Origin of the sequence: Thiohalocapsa sp. ML1 (genome assembly GCF_001469165.1) — a bacterium.
In the GTDB taxonomy this organism is placed as follows: Bacteria; Pseudomonadota; Gammaproteobacteria; order Chromatiales; family Chromatiaceae; genus Thiohalocapsa.
In genome coordinates, this window is sequence record NZ_JABX01000069.1 from 1 (window position 1) to 20,639 (window position 20,639).

The window sequence follows — 20,639 nt, forward strand, 5'->3', positions numbered from 1 at the left end:
TCTGTCCCCGATTGTTTCGAAAAACGTGGTCTGTCCCCGATTGTTTGCGATTGTTTCGAAAAACGTGGTCTGTCCCCGATTGTTTGTCGAAAAACGTGGTCTGTCCCCGATTGTTTGTAATTCGGAACTCGGGCCTGCGCCAAATGTTAGCGCCGTACTCGCATCAAAGCAGTTCCTTGAACTGCTCTACGGTCAAGCCCGCATCCTTAACGATTCCCCCGAGCGTGAAAGCATCAACTGGATTCCCTCTTGGAATGGTTAAGATCCGCGCGCCGTCAGACATGATGACGTGCTTGCTTTCGCGGACAACTCGGAACCCTGCTTTCTGTAAGGCACGGACGGCATCGCGGTGACTGACACCTGGAATCTTCGGCATCCTTACGCGGCCACTTCGACTTCCCGCATCTGGGTATCTTCCGTTGCGGCCAATTCTGCCGAAACTGAAATGTATTCATTTATGGCATCCGCAATGTTCTCCAAAGCTTCCTGTTCTGTCTTTCCCTCTGACCAGCATCCAGGTAAACCTGGGCAGGAAACGCTAAATCCTTCATCTGTCTTTCGGAGAGCGACTTTGTATTTCATGGGCCACCGGAGGCTATTTGCTGGAGCAATCTTATCTTGGCGCTAACGTGAAGCGCAGCCCGCGCCTTGGAGCAGCCCGAGCGATAGCGAGGGCTGCTCCAAGGCGTCGGGCTGGCGCGCTAGTTGGGCATGTGCCTGCGTCTGAACGACCATGTATTCCCCTGATCTCTTGCCCATTTACGGGTGAACTCTCGGAGCCAACCTTTTGCCCTTGGGTCTGTGACTTCGGCACCAGGGTCGGACTGCATTTGTGCACTATCTTTTCCGCCGAGACCTGCAGTCCACCTTGCGGTAATCCAGTCAATCATATTGCCTGCTTGGCTACGCCTTTCTGCTTGTGACAAAGATTTTGCCCGCTCGCTGCCTCTGCCCTCAAGGAAACCGGAAAACTGCTGTGTGAGCTGTGCATGCGAAACTTGGTTTTGCGATCCGTGCGGCAGTAAGTCTTCCAGCACTTCGTCCAGCCAACTGCTTACAACTTCGGTCTTCCCATACTCTTGCGACCACTTAAAGCTCGACGCAGCTTTGCGTGCGGGTTGCACATTTGTTGCAGGCGGGCTAAGACTTCGATGCGACTGCGTAAGGTTATCAAGTTCCGATTCAATTTCTGCGAGACGGCGCAATAGCTCTTGCTTTTCTGTGAGAAGCGCGCTGCGCCGAGCCGTGTCTTTCTCTAGTTGTTCTCGCTTCGCATTGTTTTCGCGTAGAAGAGCTTCAACTCTATCTCTGATGTCAACGTCGTTGATTGCATCTCGCCCAATTAGCTCGCCTAAGCGCACCTGGGTATCTTCATCCTCGAGTTGTTTCCGGGATATTTCGAAGAGAAAATGATCAGAAAGCTCGTTCTTGTGAATAGCTTCGAGTACGCCGAATACTAACAGCCGCTCTCCATTTGTTAGTACCGCGATCATAGCGGCGTGTTGGCGAGTCATGGTCTCCCTAACGTATTTTTCCAACTGATTGATATAGCCTTCGAGTTGGACGCGCGGTGCTTTGCATTCGATGATTATCGCTGCGCGAAGTCCTGCAATTGATATGTCAATGCGCCCCAAGTCTGCTGGTGTTTCAAACGTGCAGTCTGTATCTTCGAATCCCAAAATGCGCAATAGGGGCGCAACAAATTTGAATTTGACATCCTCCTCCCTAGGGCCAAGCGTTTGCGGATCGAGTTCCGCAAGTCTTTGCCAAGCCCCAACGTCGCCCTTGTTTGCAATGGTTTCACCGGTCATCAATACGAGGCCCAAGAAAGCGAGAGCGTGGAATCTGTGCGGGTATCTGTGCCCAACATGTAATGGACACAATCAGAAATATTGGACTATCCACAATGTGCCGTTCTGGAACTAGACACAGCGTAACCAGTCCGTAATCGAGAACCCACCTCAGCCCAGCACCCGCGCCGATGGCCGATTCCAGTCCCCAGCCGCGCCCGACACAAAAGACGCTACCCGATCTCTGATGCGGAGACAACCGCCCGGCAGCGCATCGACGCCTTCTGGACGAACTATCTGACGCGGGTTTGCCGCCTCGGCGTGCGGGCGGACGTCGAGCGCTGGTACGTGCTGCGGGCCGAGTCCTTCCGTGTAGGCGACGCAGCCGCGACGGCTGGCGGAGCTGACGCCCGCGGACATCGACGGCTACCTTGCCGCGCGGCTCAGCCGGGTAGGAGCCCCGCGTCGAGATAGATCTCGGCGAGCGGCAGGGCGACGTGGAGGGTGGGCAGCGGGACCACGTCTCCCGGCTCGGCAAAGAGCCGCGGGGTCCAGACCTCGCCGTCTTTGCGGTAGTGCAGCACGGCGACCTCGCTGGAATCGACGAGCAGGTAGTTGGTGAGCGAGGGGATGGTCTGGTATTGCATGAACTTGGTGCCCTTGTCGTCCCGGGCGCTGCTCGGCGACAGCACCTCGACGATGAGCACCGGATTCAGCAGTGTGCGCAGGCCGTTGATGACGGTGAATTCGGGCCCGCAGGCGACGGAGATATCGGGATAGAGATAGGGGCTGCCGGCCTGGACCTTGACGCGCTGAGCGCAGGTGAAGGTGCGGCAGGCGGAGCCGCGTAGTCGCGCGCGGAGCTCGCCGAGCAAGTTGGCGCAGCACACATTGTGCTCCGGCTGGGCGCCGCTCCTGCAGTGAACATCGCCGTTGCGCCATTCCCAGCGCTCGCGCGCGGTTTCGGAATCCAGCGCGAAGTAGTCCTGCAGCGGGACCAAGCGGTCTTTCATCAAGCTGCTCATTGGGTTACTGCCATTGGCGGGCGGTGATGGCGATGCCTGGATTATAGGCCGACGCGGTCGGCTCGCAGCGATCGGCGTGCTCAAGCCTCGGCGAACCCGCCCAGGAGGTCGTTCAGGAAGCGCAGGCCCAGCGGCGTTGCCACGAGCCGCGCCGGGTCCGGCTCCAGCAGGCCGGCCGCGACCGCGTGGGCGCGCGCGGGCTCAAGCCTCTCCGGCGGCAGGCCGGTGTGGGCTGTGAAGAGCGCCGCGTCCACGCCGTCCAGCAGCCGCAGCGCGTAGAGCGCGAATTCCAGCACCAGGTCCGCATCATCGAGTAGCGCCCGCGTGCTTGGCTTGTCCGGATCGGCCAGGTAGTCCGCCGGCGAGCGCTTGCTGCTGCGCCGCTCCACGATGCCGGTCACCGCGTCGGTGAGCTTGCCGTGGGCGCCGGCGCCGACACCTAGGTAATCGCCGAAGCGCCAGTAGTTGAGGTTGTGCCGGCAGCGGCGCCCGCTGCGGGCGTAGGCCGAGACCTCGTAGCGCGCGTAGCCGGCGGCGGCGAGCTGCGCGATGCCTTGCTCCTGCATCGCGTCGAGCAGATCGTCGTCCGGCACCGGCGGCGGTGTGTGGGCGAAGGCGGTGTTCGGCTCCAGCGTGAGCTGGTAATAGGAGATGTGCTCGGGCGCGAGTGCGATCAGCGCGTCCAGGTCCGCCCGGGCCTGTGCGAGGGTCTGCCGCGGCAGGCCGAACATCATGTCCAGGTTGACGTTGTCGAAGCCGGCGGCGCGGGCCACGGTCACGGCGCGGCGCGCCTGTGCCGGGTCGTGGATGCGCCCCAGCGCAGTCAGGTGCTGGGGCGACAGCGACTGCACGCCGATGGAAAGCCGGTTGACGCCCGCCGCGCGATAGGCCGCGAAGTGCCCGGCATCGACCGTGCCGGGATTGGCCTCCAGCGTGATCTCGGCGTCGTCGGCCAGCGCGCAGCGCGCGCGGATGCCGTCGAGCAGCCGCGCGATGGCGGCGCCCGGAAACAGGCTCGGCGTGCCGCCGCCGATGAAAATGGACACGATGGGCCGCCGCGCCGCGGGTGCCGCGAGTCGGGCGTCCAGGTCGCGGAGCAGCGCCGACACATAGTCATCCGCCGGCAGCGCGGCCGGGGCGGCGTGGGAATTGAAGTCGCAGTAAGGGCATTTCCGCACGCACCACGGCAGATGCACGTAAAGCGCGAGCGGCGGCGGCCCGGCCGGGAAGTGCCGGTGCCGGGCTGCCGCGTCGGCGGGAGCGGGCCGCTCGCTCAGGTCTCGTCCCGCGCCTTGAGATAGGTCAGCTCGGCGATCGCGCTCCATTCCTTGGCCTGGGTCAGGAATTTGCGGTAAGACGCGTAGGTCTTCTGCGAGAAGGCGTCCTTGTCGGCGATCTCGGCCACGACTTGGTCGGACAGCTCGCGGAGCTTGACGATGACGTCGTCCGGGAACTTTCGCAGGTCCACGCCATGCTCGGTGACCAAGGTGCGCAGCGCTGCCGGATTGCGCGCCGTGTACTCGGCGAGCATGTCCTGGTTCAAGACCTTGCAGGCGTTCAGCACGATGGCCTGGAGGTCCTTCGGCAGGCCGTCGAAGACCTTCTTGTTGACCATCGCCTCCAGCGTCGTGCCCGGCTCCTGCCAGCCCGGGTAATAGTAGTACTTGGCCGCTTTGTAGAGGCCGAAGGCGAGGTCGTTGTACGGCCCGACCCACTCCGTTGCATCGATGGTGCCGGACTGTAATGCCGTGAAGAGCTCGCCGCCGGGCAGGTTCACGGGCGTGCCGCCGGCGCGTCTCAGCACCTCGCCGCCGAGGCCCGGGATGCGCATCTTGAGCCCTTCCAGGTCGGCGACGGAGTTGATCTCCTTGTTGAACCAGCCGCCCATCTGCACGCCGGTGTTGCCGGCCGGGGCGGGCACGAGACCGAACCCGGCGTAGAGCTCGGTCCACAGCTCCAGGCCGCCGCCGTGGTAGAGCCAGCCGTTCATCTCCTGCGCGGTGAGGCCGTAGGGCACGCTGGAGAAGAACTGCGCCGCCTCGCTCTTGCCCTTCCAGTAGTAGGCGGCGCCGTGGCCGATCTCGGCGGTGCCGCTGGAGACGGCGTCGAAGACCTCGAACGCCGGCACCAGCTCGCCGGCGCCGAAGACCTTCACCTCGATGCGCCCGCCGCTCAGCGTGCCGATGAGCTCGGCGAGCTTGTTTGCACCGGTGCCCAGGCCCGGAAAGTTCTTGGGCCAGGTGGTGACCATCTTCCACTTGTGCTCGGGCTTGGCCCAGGCGCTGCCGCTGCCGAGTGCGGCTGCCGCGGCGGTAGCGCCGGCGGCGCCGGTGATGAAGGTACGGCGTTGCATGGCTTGCTCCTCGTCGGTTGTCGTTGCTGCTGTGGCGCGAAGGAGCGCTGGTTAGCGCTCCTTGCCGTCTTCATCGAAATCGTGTGCCGCTCATGTCTGAACCGTCGCTAAGAGTCCCGAAACCGCCGCATGATCCACCTGAGCCCCGCGATCAGCAACAGGGTGTTGAGCGCCGTGCCGCCGGTGAAAATCAGCATGTACGCGACATCGCGGGCCGCCTGGGCGAGCGGCGAGCCCGCGGCGCGGAAGAACCCGAGCGCCGCGAGCGACCAGGGCAGCGACCCGACGGCCAGCAGGATGCCGCCCCAGTCGAAGAGCGCCGGCACCGGCCCGGGTCCGTCACGCAGGTGCCGCTCCACCAGCGTGTAGGTCAGCAGCACGAGCGTCAGGAGTAGAAAGAGCCGCAGGTGTCGCTTCACGAGGTTGTTGCCGTCATGCTCAACGCCGTTGCCGTAGGGTCCATGCGACGCGCCGCCCAAGGTGGGTCAACACGGCATTGACGATGGCTGCATTGGCCGCGATGCCGAGGCCGAGCAGAAAGAAGAACAGCACATCGCGCACCGCCGCACCGACAATGGAATGCGCCGGTGCATAGAAGTCCAGCCCGAGCAGCGCCCAGGGCATGGCCGCGGCGATCAGGAAAAAGCCCTCGCGCTCGATGTCCGCGGGCCAGACGCCGAGCCAGCGCGTGAAGACGAGGCCCGCGAGGAAATACCAAAGCACCAGCACGAGCGTGATCTGGAAGATACGCAGCGCCGTCACGGCTCAGCGTCCGGTCGGGCGCATGCGACCGCAGCGGAACCGCGGCACATCAGCCCGCCGCATCCAGCCGCGCATAGGCCAGCACCAGCCACTTGGCGCCGACACTCTCGAAGTTGACCTGGATGCGGGCGTGCTGGCCGGCACCCTCGGTGTTGAGCACGACGCCGCTGCCGAACTTCGGATGCATCACCTGCTGGCCGAGCCGGAAGCCGCCGGCCGCATGCGCCGCGCCCGCGGCGGGCAGTGCCTTGGACACGCCGCCGCCGCGGACCTCTTCCATGAGCTCCGGCGGCACCTCGCGCAGGAAGCGCGACGGCATCGGGTACTCCTCGCGGCCGTGCAGCCGGCGGCTCTCGGCATGGGTGAGGTACAGCCGCTGCATCGCGCGGGTCATGCCGACGTAGCACAGCCGGCGCTCCTCTTCGAGCCGCGCCGGGTCCTCGACGGACATCGCGTGCGGGAACAGTCCCTCCTCGACGCCGGTCACGAACACCACCGGGAACTCCAGCCCCTTCGCACTGTGCAGCGTCATGAGCTGCACCGCATCCTGGGCGTCGTCGGCTTGCGCATCGCCCGCCTCCAGCGCCGCGTGGGCGAGGAAGCTCGCGAGCAGGTCGCCCTCGTCGTCCGGCGCCTCGGCAGCGTAGCGCCGCGTCGCCTCGGCGAGCTGCTCCAGGTTCTCGATGCGCTCCACGCCGCGGCCGTCGCGCTCCTTCTTGTAGTGCTCGGGCAGGCCCGCGGCCTCGACGACCTCCTGCACCAGGGCGGCGAGGTCCGCCGGCTCGCCCGCGGCGGTTCCGGTCTCGAAGCGCCCGCGCAGCCGCCCGATCAGCTCCACGAAGCCGCGCACCGCGCCCAGCGCCCGCGGCGGCAGCGCGTTGGCCTGCACGATGCCCTCGGTCGCCGACCAGAGCGAGCTGCCGGCGGCGCGCGCCTGCTCGCGCAGCAGCTCCACGGTGCGTGGGCCGATGCCGCGCGTCGGCACGTTCACGATGCGCTCGAAGGCGTCGTCGTCGCTCGGGTTCAGCAGCAGCCGCAGATACGCCAGCGCATCCTTGATCTCGGCACGCTCGAAGAAGCGCTGCCCGCCATAGACCCGATACGGCAGGCCGGCCTGGATCAACGCCTCTTCAAACAGCCGTGACTGCGCCGTGGTGCGGTACAGGATGGCGCACTCGGCGCGGGCCATGCCCTCGTCCACGCTGTAGCGGCGGATGCGCTCGACGACGAAGCGCGCCTCGTCCACCTCGTTGAAGGCGGCATAGCGGCGGATGGGCTCGCCGGCGCCGTCGTCGGTCCAGAGGTTCTTGCCGAGGCGGGTCGGGTTGTTCGCGATGAGCGCGTTGGCGGCGCCGAGGATATTCCCGGTGGAGCGATAGTTCTGCTCCAGGCGCACGATCTCGGTGTTCGGATACTCGCGCTGGAAGCGCTGGATGTGCTCCACCTTGGCGCCGCGCCAGCCGTAGATGGACTGATCATCGTCGCCCACCAGGAACAGGTTGTCGCGCTCACCGGCCAGGAGCCTGAGCCAGGCGTACTGGATGGCGTTGGTGTCCTGGAACTCGTCCACCAAGATGTGCCGGAAGCGCTCCCGGTAGTGGTGCAGGATGTCCGGGCGGTCCCGCAGCACCTCGAACGCCCGCAGCAGCAGCTCCGCAAAGTCCACGCTGCCGGCCTTGTCGCAGGCGGCCTGATAGCGGCGGTAGATGTCGATCAGTTGTTGCTGGTAGAAGTCGCCGCCGCCGTCGATCTGCTCCGCCCGGCGCCCCTCGTCCTTCTGCTTGTTGATGAAGCCCTGCGCTTGGCGCGGCGGCCAGCGGGCCTCGTCGAGCGACAGCTCCTTCATGATGCGCCGCACCAGCCTCATCTGGTCATCGGAGTCCAGGATCTGGAACTGCTGCGGCAGCTTTGCGTCCTGCCAGTGCGCGCGCAGGAAGCGGTGCGCCAAGCCGTGGAAGGTGCCGACCCACATGCCGCCGGCGGGCACGTCCAGCATGCGCTCGATGCGCTGCTTCATCTCGCGGGCGGCCTTGTTCGTGAACGTGACTGCGAGCAGCGACCAGGGCGGCGCCTGCTCGACTTGGATCAGCCAGGCGATGCGGTGCACCAGCACGCGGGTCTTGCCGGAGCCGGCACCGGCGAGCACCAAGCGGTTGCCGGCGCCGGCCGTGACGGCAGCGCGCTGGGCGTCGTTCAGGGAATCGAGTATCGGGGTGACGTCCATCGCGCCATTGTAAGGGCATAATCCGGCAGCGCGCGTCGCCTGACCGCCCAGGAGGGAAGTCAAGCCCGGTGTGGACCGCGATTGTCCCGCGTCAGCACCGCGCCGAACCGTTCCGGTGCAAAATGGCGCCCCCCTTATCACCAAGCCCGCCGGAAGCCCACCCGTGACTGAGCTCCAAAACGACACCCTGCTCCGCGCGCTGCTGCGCGAACCCGTCGAGTACACCCCGGTCTGGATGATGCGCCAGGCCGGGCGCTACCTCGCCGAGTACCGCGAGACCCGCGCGCGTGCCGGCAGCTTCATGGACCTGTGCCGCAACCCGGAGCTCGCCTGCGAGGTGACCATCCAGCCGCTGGAGCGCTTCCCGCTCGACGCGGCTATCCTGTTCTCGGACATCCTGACGGTGCCGGACGCGATGGGTCTCGGGCTCTACTTCGCCGAGGGCGAAGGCCCGCACTTCGAGCACCCGGTGCGCTCGGCGGCCGACGTCGAGCGCATCCGCGTGCCGGACCCGGAGGACGATCTGGGCTATGTGATGGACGCCGTGCGCACCATTCGCCGCGAGCTCGCCGGGCGCGTGCCGCTGATCGGCTTCTCGGGCAGCCCGTGGACGCTCGCGACCTACATGGTCGAGGGTGGCACCACCAAGCACTTCGCGCTGAGCAAGGCGATGCTGTTCGACCGCCCGGACCTGATGCACGCGCTGCTCGGCAAGGTGGCCGAGGCCGTGACGCTCTATCTCAACGCGCAGATCGCCGCCGGCGCGCAGGTCGCCATGGTGTTCGACACCTGGGGCGGTGTCCTGTCCCCGGGCGATTACCGGGAGTTCTCGCTGCGCTACATGGAGCGCATCGTAGAAGGCCTGACCCGCGAAGCCGACGGCCGTCGCGTGCCGGTGGTGCTGTTCTCCAAGGGCGCGGGCCAGTGGCTCGACCGCATGGCCGAGACCGGCTGCGACGCGCTGGGCGTGGACTGGACCACGGAGCTTTCCGACGCACGTCGCCTGGTGCAGGACAAGGTGGCATTGCAGGGGAACCTTGATCCCTGCACCCTGTATGCCTCGCCGGAGCGCATCCGCCGCGAGGTGGGGCGCGTGCTCGCGAGCTACGGTGCCGGCAGTGGCCACGTGTTCAACCTGGGCCACGGCATCCACCCCGACACCAACCCGGAGCACGCCGGCGCCATGGTGGCAGCCGTGCACGAGCTGAGCCGGCCCTACCACGCCGGCGGCTGAGCCGCCGACGGCCGCGCCGTCCGCAACGGGCGCGCGCCGCGGGGTCCTTTCCATGCCGCGGCCCGGCCGCTTTTGTCAGCCAACTGCGCGCATTTTGACCGCATGGCAACCGACGCCCAAACGCTGCTCGAAGGCCCGCCGCCCGGCCAGTCAGGTCAGGCCTTGGGCCAACCGCGCATCGAGGTCGTCACCGGCGGGGATCAAGGTCATGGCGCGCCGCTCCCCGAGCGCAGCGCCGGGTCGCTGGCGCTGTGGTTCCTGGCCGCGTTCGCGCTGGTGCTGCTGCCCGCCACCGTCTGGAACCTGAGCCGCCCGCCGGTCTACCGCGCCACGGCCACGGTGCTCACCACCGTGCCCGCCGAGCGCAGCGGCGCGGGCCGCAGCGACGCGGACCTGCAGCACGTCGCCATCCAGCGCCAGCTCCTGCTCGGCCGCCAGCTCCTGGCGGACACCATCGCGCGTGTGGACGCCGCGGGTGGCGACCCGCCGCCGACGCCGGACGACCTGCGCCCGCTGCTGACTGTCGATGCGGTGCCTGGCACCAACCTGGTGGAGCTGAGCGCCGAGGGCGGCCTGCCGCTGCTCCTGTCCGACATCGTCAACGCCTGGCTCGCGTCCTACGAGGGGCTGCGCCAGGCCGAGATCGAGGCCCGCCTCGGCACCCGCCTGGAGAAGCTCGCCGAGCAGGGCGACTCCCTGGAGACGCAGATCGCCGCCAAGCGCGCCGCGCTGACGGCGTTCCGCGAGCAGCGCGACATCGTCACGCTGGAGCGCGACAGCAACCGCGCGCTGAACCGCCTGAACACCCTGCAGGCCTCGCTGGCGGAGGCCGAGGACGCGCAGATCAAGGCCCGTGCCCGGCTCATGGCGCTGGAGTCCGCCGCCGCGAGCGGCGCCCCGGTCATTGTGGACGAGGCCGCGGCGACGCTGGCGCAGCTCCAGCAGCAGGAGGCGGAGCTGGCCGTGCGCGTGCAAGAGCTGCAAAAGCGCTACACCGAGATGTTCATCCAGAACGATCCGGATAAGCGTGCGCTGCCCGAGCAGCTCAAGCGACTGCGCGCGCGCATTGCCACCGTCGGGCGCCAGGGCGCCGAGGCCGCGCTCACCGAGGCTCGCCGCGCGGTGGAGACCACCACCGACCGGCGCCTGCGCCTGGAGCGCGAGCTCGCGGACCAAAAACGCGTCGCCTCGCGCTTCACGGCCGACTTTGAGGCCTACAAGGACCTGGAGGCGGACCTCGCCGCGCTCGACGACATGCAGCGCAGCACCCAGGGCGAGCGCGTCGCCCTCGAGACCCAGGCCATCGACGGCTATCCGCAGATCGAGATCATCGAGCCCGCACACCCGCCGCGGGACCCGGTGCGTCCGCACTACGGGCGGGATTTCGGCATCAGTGCCGCCGCGGCTGCCGGTGCCGGGCTGCTGACCGTGCTCGGGCTGCTGCTGCTCGATGCCTCCCGCCGGCCGCGCCGCGGCCTGCCGATGACCGGCGTGCGCATCTGGGGCGACGATGCCGGCGGGCGGGCCGCCGGCGCGCCGCAACTGCCGCCGTACGCACCGCCGGGCCAGCTCGGCCAGGCACCGGGCGGCCTGCTCGGGCGTGGGCCGGCACCGCTCGGGGCCTTGCCCGACGCGACGACTCGCCAGCTCATGGGCGGCGAGGTCGAGGCCTTGTGGGAGCTTGCAGACGATGCCGAACGGCAGGTCATGGGGCTCCTGCTGTGCGGGCTGGACCTGCCCGAGATCGCGCAGCTCACGATGGAGGACTTCGATCTGCGCGAGAGCGAGCTGCGCGTCCCCGCCGATGCGCGGCGCGTCCTGCTGCCGCCGGCGCTCGCGGACCTGTTCAAGGACGCCCATCCGTTGCCCGCGTGGCGGAGCCCGGACGAGGCCGTCGAGATCGCCGCGCGCATCCCGCTGCTCGCCGTCGACGCCGGCCTGGCGCACGCCGCCGAGGTCACGCCCGAGGTCCTGCGCCACACCTACCTCGCCTATCTCGTGCGCCAGGGCGCGCGGCTCACCGAGCTGCATCGCGTCGCCGGGCGCCTGGACAGCGCCTCCGTGCAGCGCTATGCGCCGCTGTCGCCGGCCGGTGCATCGCGCCCCATCGGCCAAGTCGACCTCGCCTATCCGCTCCTGGCCTAACCCCCTGCCACCAAAATCGAAATCGGGATCGGGATCGGGATCGGGATCGGGACCCCGCAACCCGTATCGACCCTCCGCCCTCGCGCAACCGACGCCTCCCGAGCGTTCCGCCGCACGACAATCACCGCGTCCCCGGCATCAGTCATCCCCCTTGCGCTTTCCCATGGACACCGCCCTCAAACCGCTTCCTGACGCCCGCTCTCCTGGTTCGGGTTTCTACCGATGGCGACTATTGAGTTTCTTAAAGATACGCAAAATTGACCCTAGCCCAAATAGGCCTTAGCCTTGGCGGCTGTCCAACCATGGGAGTTTCCGCATGCAACCCGAGAATCACCTGTACCAGATCTTGGCGCCGAATCCGGCTCTGGTTGCCTCGCAGTTGGATCCGGAGGCCTTTGCTCGGCATTACACCTCCGGCTCGGTGCGCTATTACGACGGCAAGGTGGTGTTCGCAGAGATCGACCTCGGCTTCCGCAACCCGTACTTCAAGATCGACGAGGCCCTTGCGGAGCTGAAGCCGCATCCGGACGGGCGCCCGAAGGCGACCAAGTTCATCTCCACCTACCGCGTGCTGGAGCACATGGACCTGAACGCCATCCTGCGCCTGATCCTGGTGACGCCGGAGGGCTATACGCTGGAGCTTGCGTCCGCGCCCTACGACAAGATCCACGAGCCGGGCCTGATGCGCATCTACGCCGAGATCGCGCCGCTGCGCATGCTGGTGATGTCGCGGCTCGACTTCCCGGCCTTCGGCGCGTACGTCACGCACCCGACCTACACCAAGGGCGCGCCGAAGCAGTTCTACACCCAGATCGAGCTCGACATCGACCACTTCCTGGAGGAGTTCGAAGCGCGCCCGACCATGCATCCGCCCATTCCGCGGCTGCATCCGTCGACCCTGCGCGCGGCCATCCTGGAGCTGCGCGACGAGCCGACCAAAGACACCAAGGGGCTCAGGCTCGACAGCAGCTTCGACACGATCCCGTACAAGCTCATTCGCCACGGGTTCATGTTCGCGTCGCAGGACACGACCCTGTTCTTCCCGATGCCGCCGGCGGCCGAGATCGAGGCGAACAATTTCCGTTTCTGGCGCGCGATGTAATCGACCTGGCCGGGCGCGGAGCACGGCTCGCGCCGCATGGAAACGGCGTCGGCGGGGGTCGTTCTTGGAGCGCCCGGCACCTGAGGGGCCCGGCGATGCCGGGCCGACCGCGCAGCCCGGCAGCACTGATGGCGTCGGGCGGAGATCGCCCGACGGTGCGCGCCGCCGCGGCCGGCGTTGCCATCGAGGCCGCGAAGACTTTCGTGCACGGGCAGCGCCGACGGTTCGGGCGCTGTTCCCGGAGACAACAATAGTGATTCGAGCCACACGGGGAGTTACCCACCCATGAGCCTGATTGCTCTCTCACCCCTGCTGATCGGGGGTCTCGGCCTGATTGCGGCCCTCATTATCTTCCTCATCATTCAGTCCTATCCCAAGGGCGAGGGCAAGGTGGCCGCCATTGGCGATGCCATCCATCTCGGCGCCATGGTCTTCATGCGCAGGGAATACACGCTGCTCGGCATGTTCGCGGCCGTGCTGCTCGTCATCCTCTATGTCACCCTCGGCTGGAAGACGGCGCTTGCCTTTGCGGTGGGTGCCATCGCCTCGGCGCTGGCCGGCTTCATCGGCATGAGCACCGCGACGCGGGCCAACGTGCGCACCACCGTGGCGGCGCATACCAAGGGCCCCGCGGAGGCGCTGACAGTGGCCTTCTTCGGCGGCTCGATCATGGGGCTCGCCGTTGCGTCGCTCGGGCTGCTCGGCCTCGGCACGCTCTATCTCGTGTTCGGCGGCGACCCTGAAACCGCCCACGCCATCCACGGCTTCGGCATGGGTGCATCGAGCGTCGCGCTGTTCTCGCGCGTCGGCGGCGGCATCTTCACCAAGAGCGCGGATGTGGGCGCCGACCTCGTCGGCAAGATCGAGGCGGGCATCCCGGAGGACGACCCGCGCAACCCGGGTGTCATCGCCGACAACGTGGGCGACAACGTCGGCGATGTCGCCGGCATGGGCTCGGACATCTTCGAGTCCTACTGCGGCGCCATCATCGCCACCATCGCCATTGCCTCGACCCTGGCGGTGGACATCATGGACCCGCTCGGCGAGCGCGATGCGCTGATGTTCCTGCCGCTGGGCCTGGCGTCCGCCGGCCTGCTCTGCTCCATCGCCGGCATTGCGCTGGTGCGGATGTTCTCCAACCAGGCACCGGAGCGGGCGCTACGCATCGGCACCATCGGTTCGAGCGTGCTGTTCATGGCCGTGGCCTACGGTGTCATCGTCGGCACCGGCGTTTCAAGCGCCGTCTGGGGGGCCGTGCTCATCGGCGCCTTGGGCGGCATCGTCATCGGTCTTGTCACCGAGTACTACACGTCGTCCAAGCCGGTGGTCCGCATCGCGGAGGCCGGCGAGACAGGGCCCGCCACGGTCATCATCACCGGCTTTGCCGTCGGCCTGTGGTCCGTGATCGTGCCGATGCTCACCATCAGCGTCATCATCTTCGTCTCGAACTGGCTCTCCGGCCTCTACGGCGTCGGCATCGCCGCCGTCGGCATGCTCGCGACGGTGGGCATCACCATGGCTATCGACGCCTATGGCCCGGTGGCCGACAACGCCGGCGGCATCGCGGAAATGGCCGGGCTCGGCGTCGAGACGCGGCACATCACCGACTCCTTGGACGAGCTCGGCAACACCACCGCCGCCATCGGCAAGGGCTTCGCCATCGGCGCGGCGGCCTTGGCGGCGCTGGCCATCATCACGGCCTACATCGAGAGCGTGGCCCTGCATGTGCCAGGCTTCGAGCTGCTCTTGAGCGATCCCATGGTCGTCATCGGGCTCTTCGTCGGCGGCATCCTGCCCTTTGCCATCGCGTCCATGACCATGACCGCCGTCGGTGACGCTGCCTTCGAGATGATCAACGAGATCCGCCGCCAGTTCCGCGAGATCAAGGGCCTGCTGGAGGGCGAGGCCGAGCCGGATACGGCGCGCTGCGTAGACATCGCCACCACCGCGGCGCTGAAGAAGATGGTCATGCCCGGCGTCATCGCCATCGCCGCGCCCTGGGTCGTGGGCTTCGGCCTCGGGCCGGCCGCCCTTGGCGGCATGCTCGGCGGTGCGCTGCTCGGCTGCGTGCTGCTGGCGCTGACCATGGCCAATGCCGGCGGTGCTTGGGATAACGCGAAGAAGTACGTCGAGAAGGGCAACCTCGGCGGCAAGGGCTCGGACACCCACAAGGCGACCGTGGTCGGCGACACCGTCGGCGACCCCTTCAAGGACACCTCCGGCCCGGCCATGAACATCCTGATCAACGTCATGGCCATCGTCAGCCTCGTCATCGCGCCGCTGTTGGGACCGAACCTGGTCGGCATGCTCGGGTAAGGCGCGTGGGAGCGGCTTTAGCCGCGCGACTGTGGGAGCGGCTTTACCATGAAAGTCGCGCGCGGCGCGCTCCTTAATCTCCCTCTCCCTCTGGGAGAGGGCCGGGGTGAGGGCAACGGCCATGGCGAGCGGCGCCTTTCATCCTGCGGGGTGGCGCTGGTCGCCATGGCCGTTAGCCGCGATCGCGCTGTCGCGGCTGAAGCCGCTCCCACGTTCGCGTTCACGCTCAGAGCGTGAGGTCGATACCGGCGACGAGCGCCCCCGGCAGCAGCGCGCTGTCGGTGCTGCGACCGCCGTAGGTATCGGCCGCGAGCAGCAGCTCGCGCTCCGCCGTCAGCCCCTCCAGCCGGTCGCCGAGCAGGTGATACAGCGAGTCGTCGAAGCGCATCACGCCAAGCGGCGCGACAGGCTTGCCGTGCTCCACCCAAAAGGTGCCGAAGCGGGTCATGCCCGTCATGCGGCAGGCATTGCGGTCCGACCAGTTGCAGTACCAGAGATTGCCGATGAGGATGCCGGTGTCGAGCCGGCGCAGCGCCTCGTCCGCCGCGAGCTCACCGGCGGCGATGGCGAGCGACTCCGGTGCCTCGTCCGCGGCGTTGACCGTGGCGCCGTACTCCTTCGCGCTGCGGGCATCCGTGAGGCAGTCGCGATATTCGCCGCCCTCGATCAGCACGACCTGTGCCGGCTTCGTGAAGCCCTCGTCCGTAAAGCCAGGCGCCAGCCCGCGCTTGTGCTCCTCGATTACCGTCAGCGCCGGGCTCAGGCGCTGCTCGCCGGTGGCGAGCTTCAGCAGCGGCGTTTGCCGCGTGCGATGGTCGCGCAGCCCGAAGCCGCCCCAGGCGAGCAGGTCCATCAGCTCGGCGAGCGCCGCCGGCGCCAGGTAGGCGCGGTAGCGGCCGGGCTCAATGTGGCGCTCCGGCCGGCCGAGCACGTACAGCTCGGCGCGCTGGTGGTTGACCTTGTGGGCCAGCGCATCCGGCTGCCAGTCGAAGCCGGAATAGCTCGCCTTCACGGCCTTGTCGCGGTCCAGATAGCAGGACCAGTCCAGGTTGAAGCTGCGGCTGGCGTGCCAGTGGCGATGACCGATGGAGCTGGCCAGCCCCTCCATGACGTCCCCGGCGGCCCAGATGCCGACCAGGTCCAGCCCACCGGCGAGGCCGGTCAGGGTGCCGATGGCATCGGCCGTGCTCGGCAGATCGGCGTCGAGGCGCCGCTCCGACGTGGCGGGCTCGGTGGAGAAGTTCAGGTACGGGTCCTCCGGCAGGTGCGCGACGCGCTCGCGCAGCCGCCCGAGCAGCGCGCGGGCTTGGGCCAAGTCCGCGTCGGCGTCACCGGAAAGCGGGCAGTCGCCGTCTGCCTGCCGGCCGCGGTCGATGAGCGTGAGCCCGAGGCCGGCGGATGCGACGCTGCCGGCTTGGCGCACGCGGTTCTGGTTCAGCCGCACGAAGTCGGAGCGCTCGGCGCCGAGCCCCGCGAACAGGATCTCATCGCCCTGGAGCCCGGCCGCGAGTGCGTCGAACAGCGCATAGAAATGCTCTTGCCTCATAGCCCACCTCCGAAGACTTCCACATCGCGGAACAGACAGGGCGGCGATGCATGGCCGACATAGACCGATTGGTTCGGCTCGCCCTTGCCGCAGTTCTGCACGCCGCGCACCTCGCAGGTCTGCGGGCCGCCGACGCCGTCGAGGCTGCGCCAGAAGCGCGCGGACACGCCGCGATAACCAGGGTTGCGCACCAGGCCCTTGAGCTCCCCGTTCTCGATGAGCCGCCCGAGCTGGCAGCCGAACTGGAACTTGTTGCGGCTGTCGTCGATGGACCAGGAGCGGTTCGTGTCCATCAGCACGCCGCGCTCGACACGCGCGACCATGTCGTCCAGGCCCTCGCCGTTGGGTACCAGATTGATGTTGGCCATGCGATCGATGGGCGGGCGGTCCCAGTCAGCGGCGCGGGCGCAGGCGGAGCCGGGCAGCCGCGCGCGGCGCTGCGACAGCTCGCCGCCGAGCGGGCGCTCCAGGATGCCGTCGCGGATCAGGTGCACGCGCTTCGCCGGCGTGCCCTCGTCGTCGGCGACGTAGCTCGCGAGCTCGCCGGGCAGCGTCGGGTCGAAGGTGACGTTGAGCAGCGATGAGCCGTAGCGGTAGGTGCCGAACATGTCCGGCGTAACGAAGCTCAAGCCCGCGTAGTTGCGCTCGTCGCCGAGGATGCGGTCGAGCTCCAGCGGGTGGCCGATGGACTCGTGGATCTGCAGCGTCATTTGGCTCGGCAGCAGCATCAGGTCCATGCGCTCGCTCGGGCACTCTGGGGCCTCGCAGAGGGCGATGGCCTCGCTCGCGATGCGCTCGGCGTCCTCCAGCAACGCGGCCGCGGCGAGCAGCTCCAGCCCGCCCTGGCCGGGCCGATCCGCGCCGCCGCCGGTGCGGGTCTGCGTCTGGCCCGCGATGTGCGCGGTGGCGGCGAGCCCGGTGTGCACGTAGCGAAAGCCCTGGGCGATCTCGGCACCGTCGCTGCTGATAAAGAGCTGCTGCACGCGCCGATGGCCGAGCCAGGCGGCGCGCTCGACGATGCGATCGCCCAAGTCGAGCCGGGTGCAGGCCTCGCTCAGCACGCCGAGCTTGTCGGACAGCGTCATCTGCCCCCAGGGCTGTGCCTCGGGGCTCTGGTACTCGGCGCGGGTGCTGCTGCGCGGGAACAGGCGTGCGTCGAACAGACCGAGCCGCGCGTGCAAGTCCGCGGCTGCCAACGCGCGCTCGGCGGCGGCGGCGAGCCCGGCGGCGGACAGGTCCGCCGTGGCCGCATAGCCGACGCCGCCGCCGACGACGACGGTGAGCATGGCGCCGCGGCTCGCGCCGATGCTGCTCGGCTCCGCGACGTCGTCGCGCACGGCGAGGCCCTCGTGCTCCTCGTCCACAATGCGCAGGGTCCAGTAGTCGCAGCCCGGCGCCGCGTCGGCAAAGCGCCGAGCAATGCCTTGGAGTGCGTCGGCAGTTGCGTTCAGGTTATCCAGGCTCATGATGGCTGGTGACTCCGAAAAATGGCGCGAAAGTGGGTGCGGGGGCAGGGGCCGAGGCCCCCTCAGCCCTCAGCCCTCGGCGCTGCGCCGAGGCTCCGCGTTACCGGACTATGGGGGCGTCGGTCGCAGGTGCGAGGTGCCCTAGCCCCTAGCCCCTAGCCCCTAGATCCTTCCCCCCGTGCTAGCATCCGCGCCCATGTTGACCTACCCCGACATCGATCCGGTTGCCTTCCAGCTCGGCCCGCTTAGGGTCCACTGGTACGGGCTCATGTACCTGGTCGGCTTCGCGCTGGGCTGGGCGCTCGGGCGCTGGCGGGCGTCGCGGCCCGGCTCCGGCTGGACCGCCGCGATGGTGGACGACGTCATCTTCTACGCCGTCATCGGCATCATCGCCGGCGGGCGGCTTGGCTATATGTTCTTCTATGGCTATGACCAGATTCTGGCCAATCCGCTCAATGTGCTCCGGGTCTGGGAGGGCGGCATGTCCTTCCACGGCGGACTCATCGGCGTTATGGTCGCGATCTGGCTGTTCGGGCGCAAGCACGGGCTCGGCTTCTTCCGGGTGGCCGACTTCATCGCGCCGCTGGTGCCGCCGGGTCTCCTCGCCGGGCGCATCGGCAACTTCATCAACGGTGAGCTCTGGGGCCACGCCACGCAGGTGCCCTGGGCCATGCAGTTGCCCTGCGCGCGCTTTCCGGAGTATTGCGTCGGGCTCCCCATCGGCACCGCGCTCAGCCCCGCGCTACACCCGTCGCAGCTCTACCAGGCCGGGCTCGAAGGGCTTGTGCTGTTCGTCGTGCTCTGGTGGTTCTCATCGCGCCCGCGCCCGACCATGGCCGTGTCGGGGCTGTTCCTGCTGCTCTACGGGTTGTTTCGGTTCTCGGTGGAATTCGTGCGGCAGCCCGACGCCCACATCGGCTATGTCGCCTTCGACTGGCTGACCATGGGCCAGCTCCTGTCCCTGCCGATGCTCGTCGGCGGCGCCGTCATGCTCGCACTCGCCTACGCGCTGCGGGGTTCCGGGCGGGTCGCACCCGACGCGGCTGGATGACGCCAGCCGTCGCCAAGGGGTCCGCCCGCCTTGGCCCTCGGCCCTCGGCCCTTCCCCTTAGGGACTCGGATTCGGCTGCCGCGTGTGCACCGCCTCGATGTCGGCGAGCACCTCGTCCGACAGCACCAGGTCCAGGCTCGCTAGGTTCTGCTCCAGTTGTGCCATGGTCGTCGCGCCGATGATGTTGGACGTGACGAAGGGCCGCCCGGTGACGAAGGCGAGCGCCATCTCGGCCGGCTCCAGGCCGTGCTTGCGGGCGACGGCGACATACTCCGCCGTCGCGGCGATGGCCTCCGCGTTGGAATAGCGCGAGAAGCGCGGAAAGAGCGTGAGCCGCCCGTCCGGCGGTTGCCGCCCGTCGAGGTATTTGCCGCTCAGCGCGCCGAAGGCCATGGGCGAGTAGGCGAGCAGCCCGCACTGCTCGCGGAGCGCGATCTCGGCAAGGCCGATCTCGAAGGTGCGGTTCAGCAGGTTGTACGGGTTCTGGATGCTGACCATGCGCGGCAGCCCGTGGCGCTCGGCCAGCTCCAGAAAGCGCATGGTGCCCCAGGGCGTCTCGTTCGACAGCCCCACGTGGCGGACCTTGCCGGCCTGCACGAGGTCGCCGAGTACCTCCAGCGTCTCCATTAGCGGCACACTGTCGTCCACGGTCGGGTGCTCGTAACCGAGCTTGCCGAAGAAGTTGGTGTCCCGATCCGGCCAGTGCAGTTGATACAGGTCCACGTAGTCGGTGCCGAGCCGGCGCAGGCTGGCGTCGAGCGCCTGCTCGATGTTCGCGCGGTCGAGCCGGTTGTTGCCGCCGCGCACATGACTGAGCCCGAGCGCCGCGCCGGGGCCTGCGACCTTGGTGGCGATGACGAGCTTGTCGCGGCCGCCGCGCGCGCTGAGCCAGCGGCCGATGTAGTCCTCGGTGCGGCCCATGGTCTCCGGCTTTGGCGGCACCGGGTACATCTCGGCGGTGTCGATGAAGTTGATGCCGGCGGCCACGGCGCGGTCGAGCTGCTCGGCGGCATCGGCGGCACTGTTCTGCTCACCGAAGGTCATGGTGCCTAAGCACAGCGCGCTAACGTCGAGGTCGGTGCGGCCGAGGGGGCGGTAGTGCATGGTGGGGCTCCTGTTCCGGGGTTGATCTGGTGTTAAACATTGATGGCCAGCGCCGCGAGGTTCAGTCCAATGCAGCGCTGATCGGGCGGATCGCCAGGAACATTGGCAAGCGCTCCGGGCGGTCGCCGAGGGTGCCTTGAATGGCGTCCAGTGGTCGAAAGCCCAGCTCGCGATAGACCAGCTCGCCATATAAGGGAAGCGCGGCGACCTTGGCGTCAACGATTACGCCGACGCAGCCGAAGCGATTCCGTAGAAAGAAGCGAGGTGCGCCCGACAAGCGGGCTCGACACCGCGCCGCACGGACCGGGAGCGCCGGCTTTCAGCCGGCTTCGCGTGCCGGGGGCTCGATGCCCCCGGCGCGCGATCTGCGGCGCGGGAGCGGGCGGGTGCCCATGGCGCGCTGCCGGGCGGACGACTGCGCCTGTGCTCTCTGATCGGCCCGGACGCCGCCGACGCGGCATTGAGCCGCGCCGGCGGCGAGCCGGCTGGAAAGCCGGCGGTCCCAGTGAGCGGCGCCGGCA

Annotated in this window: 20 protein-coding genes; 6 read left to right on the forward strand and 14 right to left on the reverse strand. The window is 67.9% G+C overall.

Annotated elements, in window-relative coordinates:
* Nucleotides 1-262 (forward strand): hypothetical protein (locus ML01_RS30370; RefSeq protein WP_216819271.1); only part of this gene is annotated, 262 nt, incomplete at its 5' end.
* On the opposite strand, the gene ML01_RS28040 is transcribed toward ML01_RS30370, so the two are convergent.
* The 9 genes from ML01_RS28040 to uvrD form a co-directional block, all read right to left on the reverse strand.
* Nucleotides 164-376: a type II toxin-antitoxin system HicA family toxin gene (locus tag ML01_RS28040; protein ID WP_082674659.1), complete on the reverse strand. Its 213-nt coding sequence runs from the start codon at nt 374-376 to the stop codon at nt 164-166. The genes ML01_RS30370 and ML01_RS28040 overlap by 99 nt on opposite strands.
* Nucleotides 377-378: 2 nt before the next feature.
* Entirely contained in the window at nt 379-582 is a 204-nt protein-coding gene (locus ML01_RS28045) for a type II toxin-antitoxin system HicB family antitoxin (RefSeq protein WP_082674660.1), read from the reverse strand.
* A 119-nt stretch (nt 583-701) separates the two neighbouring features.
* Nucleotides 702-1,811: a type I restriction enzyme HsdR N-terminal domain-containing protein gene (locus ML01_RS29385; protein ID WP_156427990.1), complete on the reverse strand. Its 1,110-nt coding sequence runs from the start codon at nt 1,809-1,811 to the stop codon at nt 702-704.
* A gap of 422 nt (nt 1,812-2,233) precedes the next feature.
* Nucleotides 2,234-2,803, reverse strand: a complete 570-nt coding sequence (locus ML01_RS24990) for a Uma2 family endonuclease (RefSeq protein ID WP_254045389.1) — start codon at nt 2,801-2,803, stop codon at nt 2,234-2,236.
* A 92-nt stretch (nt 2,804-2,895) separates the two neighbouring features.
* Nucleotides 2,896-4,140, reverse strand: coding sequence for a radical SAM family heme chaperone HemW (hemW, locus tag ML01_RS24995; RefSeq protein WP_082674661.1), 1,245 nt, complete (start codon nt 4,138-4,140; stop codon nt 2,896-2,898).
* Nucleotides 4,089-5,168 (reverse strand): TRAP transporter substrate-binding protein, encoded by a 1,080-nt coding sequence (locus tag ML01_RS25000; protein ID WP_058558099.1) that lies wholly within the window; start codon nt 5,166-5,168, stop codon nt 4,089-4,091. Before ML01_RS25000 ends, hemW begins: the two co-directional genes overlap by 52 nt.
* A 107-nt stretch (nt 5,169-5,275) precedes the next feature.
* The gene (locus ML01_RS25005; protein WP_156427991.1) at nt 5,276-5,587 is read right to left on the reverse strand and encodes a hypothetical protein; all 312 of its coding nucleotides are present in this window, start codon (nt 5,585-5,587) and stop codon (nt 5,276-5,278) included.
* 19 nt (nt 5,588-5,606) lie between these two features.
* Nucleotides 5,607-5,930 (reverse strand): hypothetical protein, encoded by a 324-nt coding sequence (locus ML01_RS25010; RefSeq protein WP_058558101.1) that lies wholly within the window; start codon nt 5,928-5,930, stop codon nt 5,607-5,609.
* A gap of 49 nt (nt 5,931-5,979) precedes the next feature.
* Nucleotides 5,980-8,154: a DNA helicase II gene (uvrD, locus tag ML01_RS25015; protein ID WP_058558102.1), complete on the reverse strand. Its 2,175-nt coding sequence runs from the start codon at nt 8,152-8,154 to the stop codon at nt 5,980-5,982.
* Nucleotides 8,155-8,317: 163 nt separating this feature from the next.
* Between uvrD and hemE the strand changes: the two genes are divergently transcribed.
* From hemE to ML01_RS25035, 4 genes are all read left to right on the forward strand, one after another.
* The gene (gene hemE, locus ML01_RS25020; protein ID WP_058558103.1) at nt 8,318-9,388 is read left to right on the forward strand and encodes a uroporphyrinogen decarboxylase; all 1,071 of its coding nucleotides are present in this window, start codon (nt 8,318-8,320) and stop codon (nt 9,386-9,388) included.
* A 102-nt stretch (nt 9,389-9,490) separates the two neighbouring features.
* Nucleotides 9,491-11,533: a hypothetical protein gene (locus ML01_RS25025; RefSeq protein WP_058558104.1), complete on the forward strand. Its 2,043-nt coding sequence runs from the start codon at nt 9,491-9,493 to the stop codon at nt 11,531-11,533.
* A 316-nt stretch (nt 11,534-11,849) separates the two neighbouring features.
* Nucleotides 11,850-12,635, forward strand: coding sequence for a hypothetical protein (locus ML01_RS25030; RefSeq protein WP_058558105.1), 786 nt, complete (start codon nt 11,850-11,852; stop codon nt 12,633-12,635).
* Nucleotides 12,636-12,920: 285 nt separating this feature from the next.
* On the forward strand, nt 12,921-14,951 hold the full coding sequence (locus ML01_RS25035; RefSeq protein WP_058558106.1) for a sodium-translocating pyrophosphatase: 2,031 nt from the start codon (nt 12,921-12,923) through the stop codon (nt 14,949-14,951).
* Nucleotides 14,952-15,177: 226 nt separating this feature from the next.
* Here the strand turns inward: ML01_RS25035 and ML01_RS25040 are convergent, their stop codons facing one another.
* Both ML01_RS25040 and ML01_RS25045 read right to left on the reverse strand, forming a co-directional pair.
* Entirely contained in the window at nt 15,178-16,497 is a 1,320-nt protein-coding gene (locus ML01_RS25040) for a TldD/PmbA family protein (RefSeq protein ID WP_058558107.1), read from the reverse strand.
* Nucleotides 16,494-17,963 carry a TldD/PmbA family protein gene (locus ML01_RS25045; protein ID WP_058558108.1) on the reverse strand — a complete coding sequence of 490 codons (1,470 nt, stop codon included), beginning with the start codon at nt 17,961-17,963 and terminating at the stop codon, nt 16,494-16,496. The genes ML01_RS25040 and ML01_RS25045 overlap by 4 nt, the downstream gene beginning before the upstream one ends.
* Before the next feature lie 196 nt (nt 17,964-18,159).
* On the opposite strand from ML01_RS25045, the gene lgt reads away from it, so the two are divergent.
* The gene (lgt, locus tag ML01_RS25050; protein WP_058558109.1) at nt 18,160-19,014 is read left to right on the forward strand and encodes a prolipoprotein diacylglyceryl transferase; all 855 of its coding nucleotides are present in this window, start codon (nt 18,160-18,162) and stop codon (nt 19,012-19,014) included.
* A 57-nt stretch (nt 19,015-19,071) separates the two neighbouring features.
* On the opposite strand, the gene ML01_RS25055 is transcribed toward lgt, so the two are convergent.
* The 3 genes from ML01_RS25055 to ML01_RS30375 all read right to left on the reverse strand — a co-directional run.
* Entirely contained in the window at nt 19,072-20,118 is a 1,047-nt protein-coding gene (locus tag ML01_RS25055) for an NADP(H)-dependent aldo-keto reductase (RefSeq protein WP_058558110.1), read from the reverse strand.
* 61 nt (nt 20,119-20,179) lie between these two features.
* Nucleotides 20,180-20,395, reverse strand: a complete 216-nt coding sequence (locus tag ML01_RS25060; protein WP_058558111.1) for a hypothetical protein — start codon at nt 20,393-20,395, stop codon at nt 20,180-20,182.
* Between the two features lie 42 nt (nt 20,396-20,437).
* Nucleotides 20,438-20,639: hypothetical protein (locus tag ML01_RS30375; RefSeq protein ID WP_216819270.1), on the reverse strand; the 202-nt coding region annotated here is incomplete at its 5' end.

What these genes read in the sequence shown, in the direction of transcription:
- ML01_RS28040 (WP_082674659.1), bottom strand. Translation starts at nt 376, where the DNA reads ATGCCGAAGATTCCAGGTGTCAGTCACCGCGATGCCGTCCGTGCCTTA.
- ML01_RS28045 (WP_082674660.1), bottom strand. Translation starts at nt 582, where the DNA reads ATGAAATACAAAGTCGCTCTCCGAAAGACAGATGAAGGATTTAGCGTT.
- ML01_RS29385 (WP_156427990.1), bottom strand. Translation starts at nt 1,811, where the DNA reads ATGACCGGTGAAACCATTGCAAACAAGGGCGACGTTGGGGCTTGGCAA.
- ML01_RS24990 (WP_254045389.1), bottom strand. Translation starts at nt 2,803, where the DNA reads ATGAAAGACCGCTTGGTCCCGCTGCAGGACTACTTCGCGCTGGATTCC.
- hemW (WP_082674661.1), bottom strand. Translation starts at nt 4,140, where the DNA reads ATGGAGCGCGATCGCCGAGCTGACCTATCTCAAGGCGCGGGACGAGAC.
- ML01_RS25000 (WP_058558099.1), bottom strand. Translation starts at nt 5,168, where the DNA reads ATGCAACGCCGTACCTTCATCACCGGCGCCGCCGGCGCTACCGCCGCG.
- uvrD (WP_058558102.1), bottom strand. Translation starts at nt 8,154, where the DNA reads ATGGACGTCACCCCGATACTCGATTCCCTGAACGACGCCCAGCGCGCT.
- ML01_RS25025 (WP_058558104.1), top strand. Translation starts at nt 9,491, where the DNA reads ATGGCAACCGACGCCCAAACGCTGCTCGAAGGCCCGCCGCCCGGCCAG.
- ML01_RS25030 (WP_058558105.1), top strand. Translation starts at nt 11,850, where the DNA reads ATGCAACCCGAGAATCACCTGTACCAGATCTTGGCGCCGAATCCGGCT.
- ML01_RS25035 (WP_058558106.1), top strand. Translation starts at nt 12,921, where the DNA reads ATGAGCCTGATTGCTCTCTCACCCCTGCTGATCGGGGGTCTCGGCCTG.
- ML01_RS25040 (WP_058558107.1), bottom strand. Translation starts at nt 16,497, where the DNA reads ATGAGGCAAGAGCATTTCTATGCGCTGTTCGACGCACTCGCGGCCGGG.
- ML01_RS25045 (WP_058558108.1), bottom strand. Translation starts at nt 17,963, where the DNA reads ATGAGCCTGGATAACCTGAACGCAACTGCCGACGCACTCCAAGGCATT.
- lgt (WP_058558109.1), top strand. Translation starts at nt 18,160, where the DNA reads ATGTTGACCTACCCCGACATCGATCCGGTTGCCTTCCAGCTCGGCCCG.
- ML01_RS25055 (WP_058558110.1), bottom strand. Translation starts at nt 20,118, where the DNA reads ATGCACTACCGCCCCCTCGGCCGCACCGACCTCGACGTTAGCGCGCTG.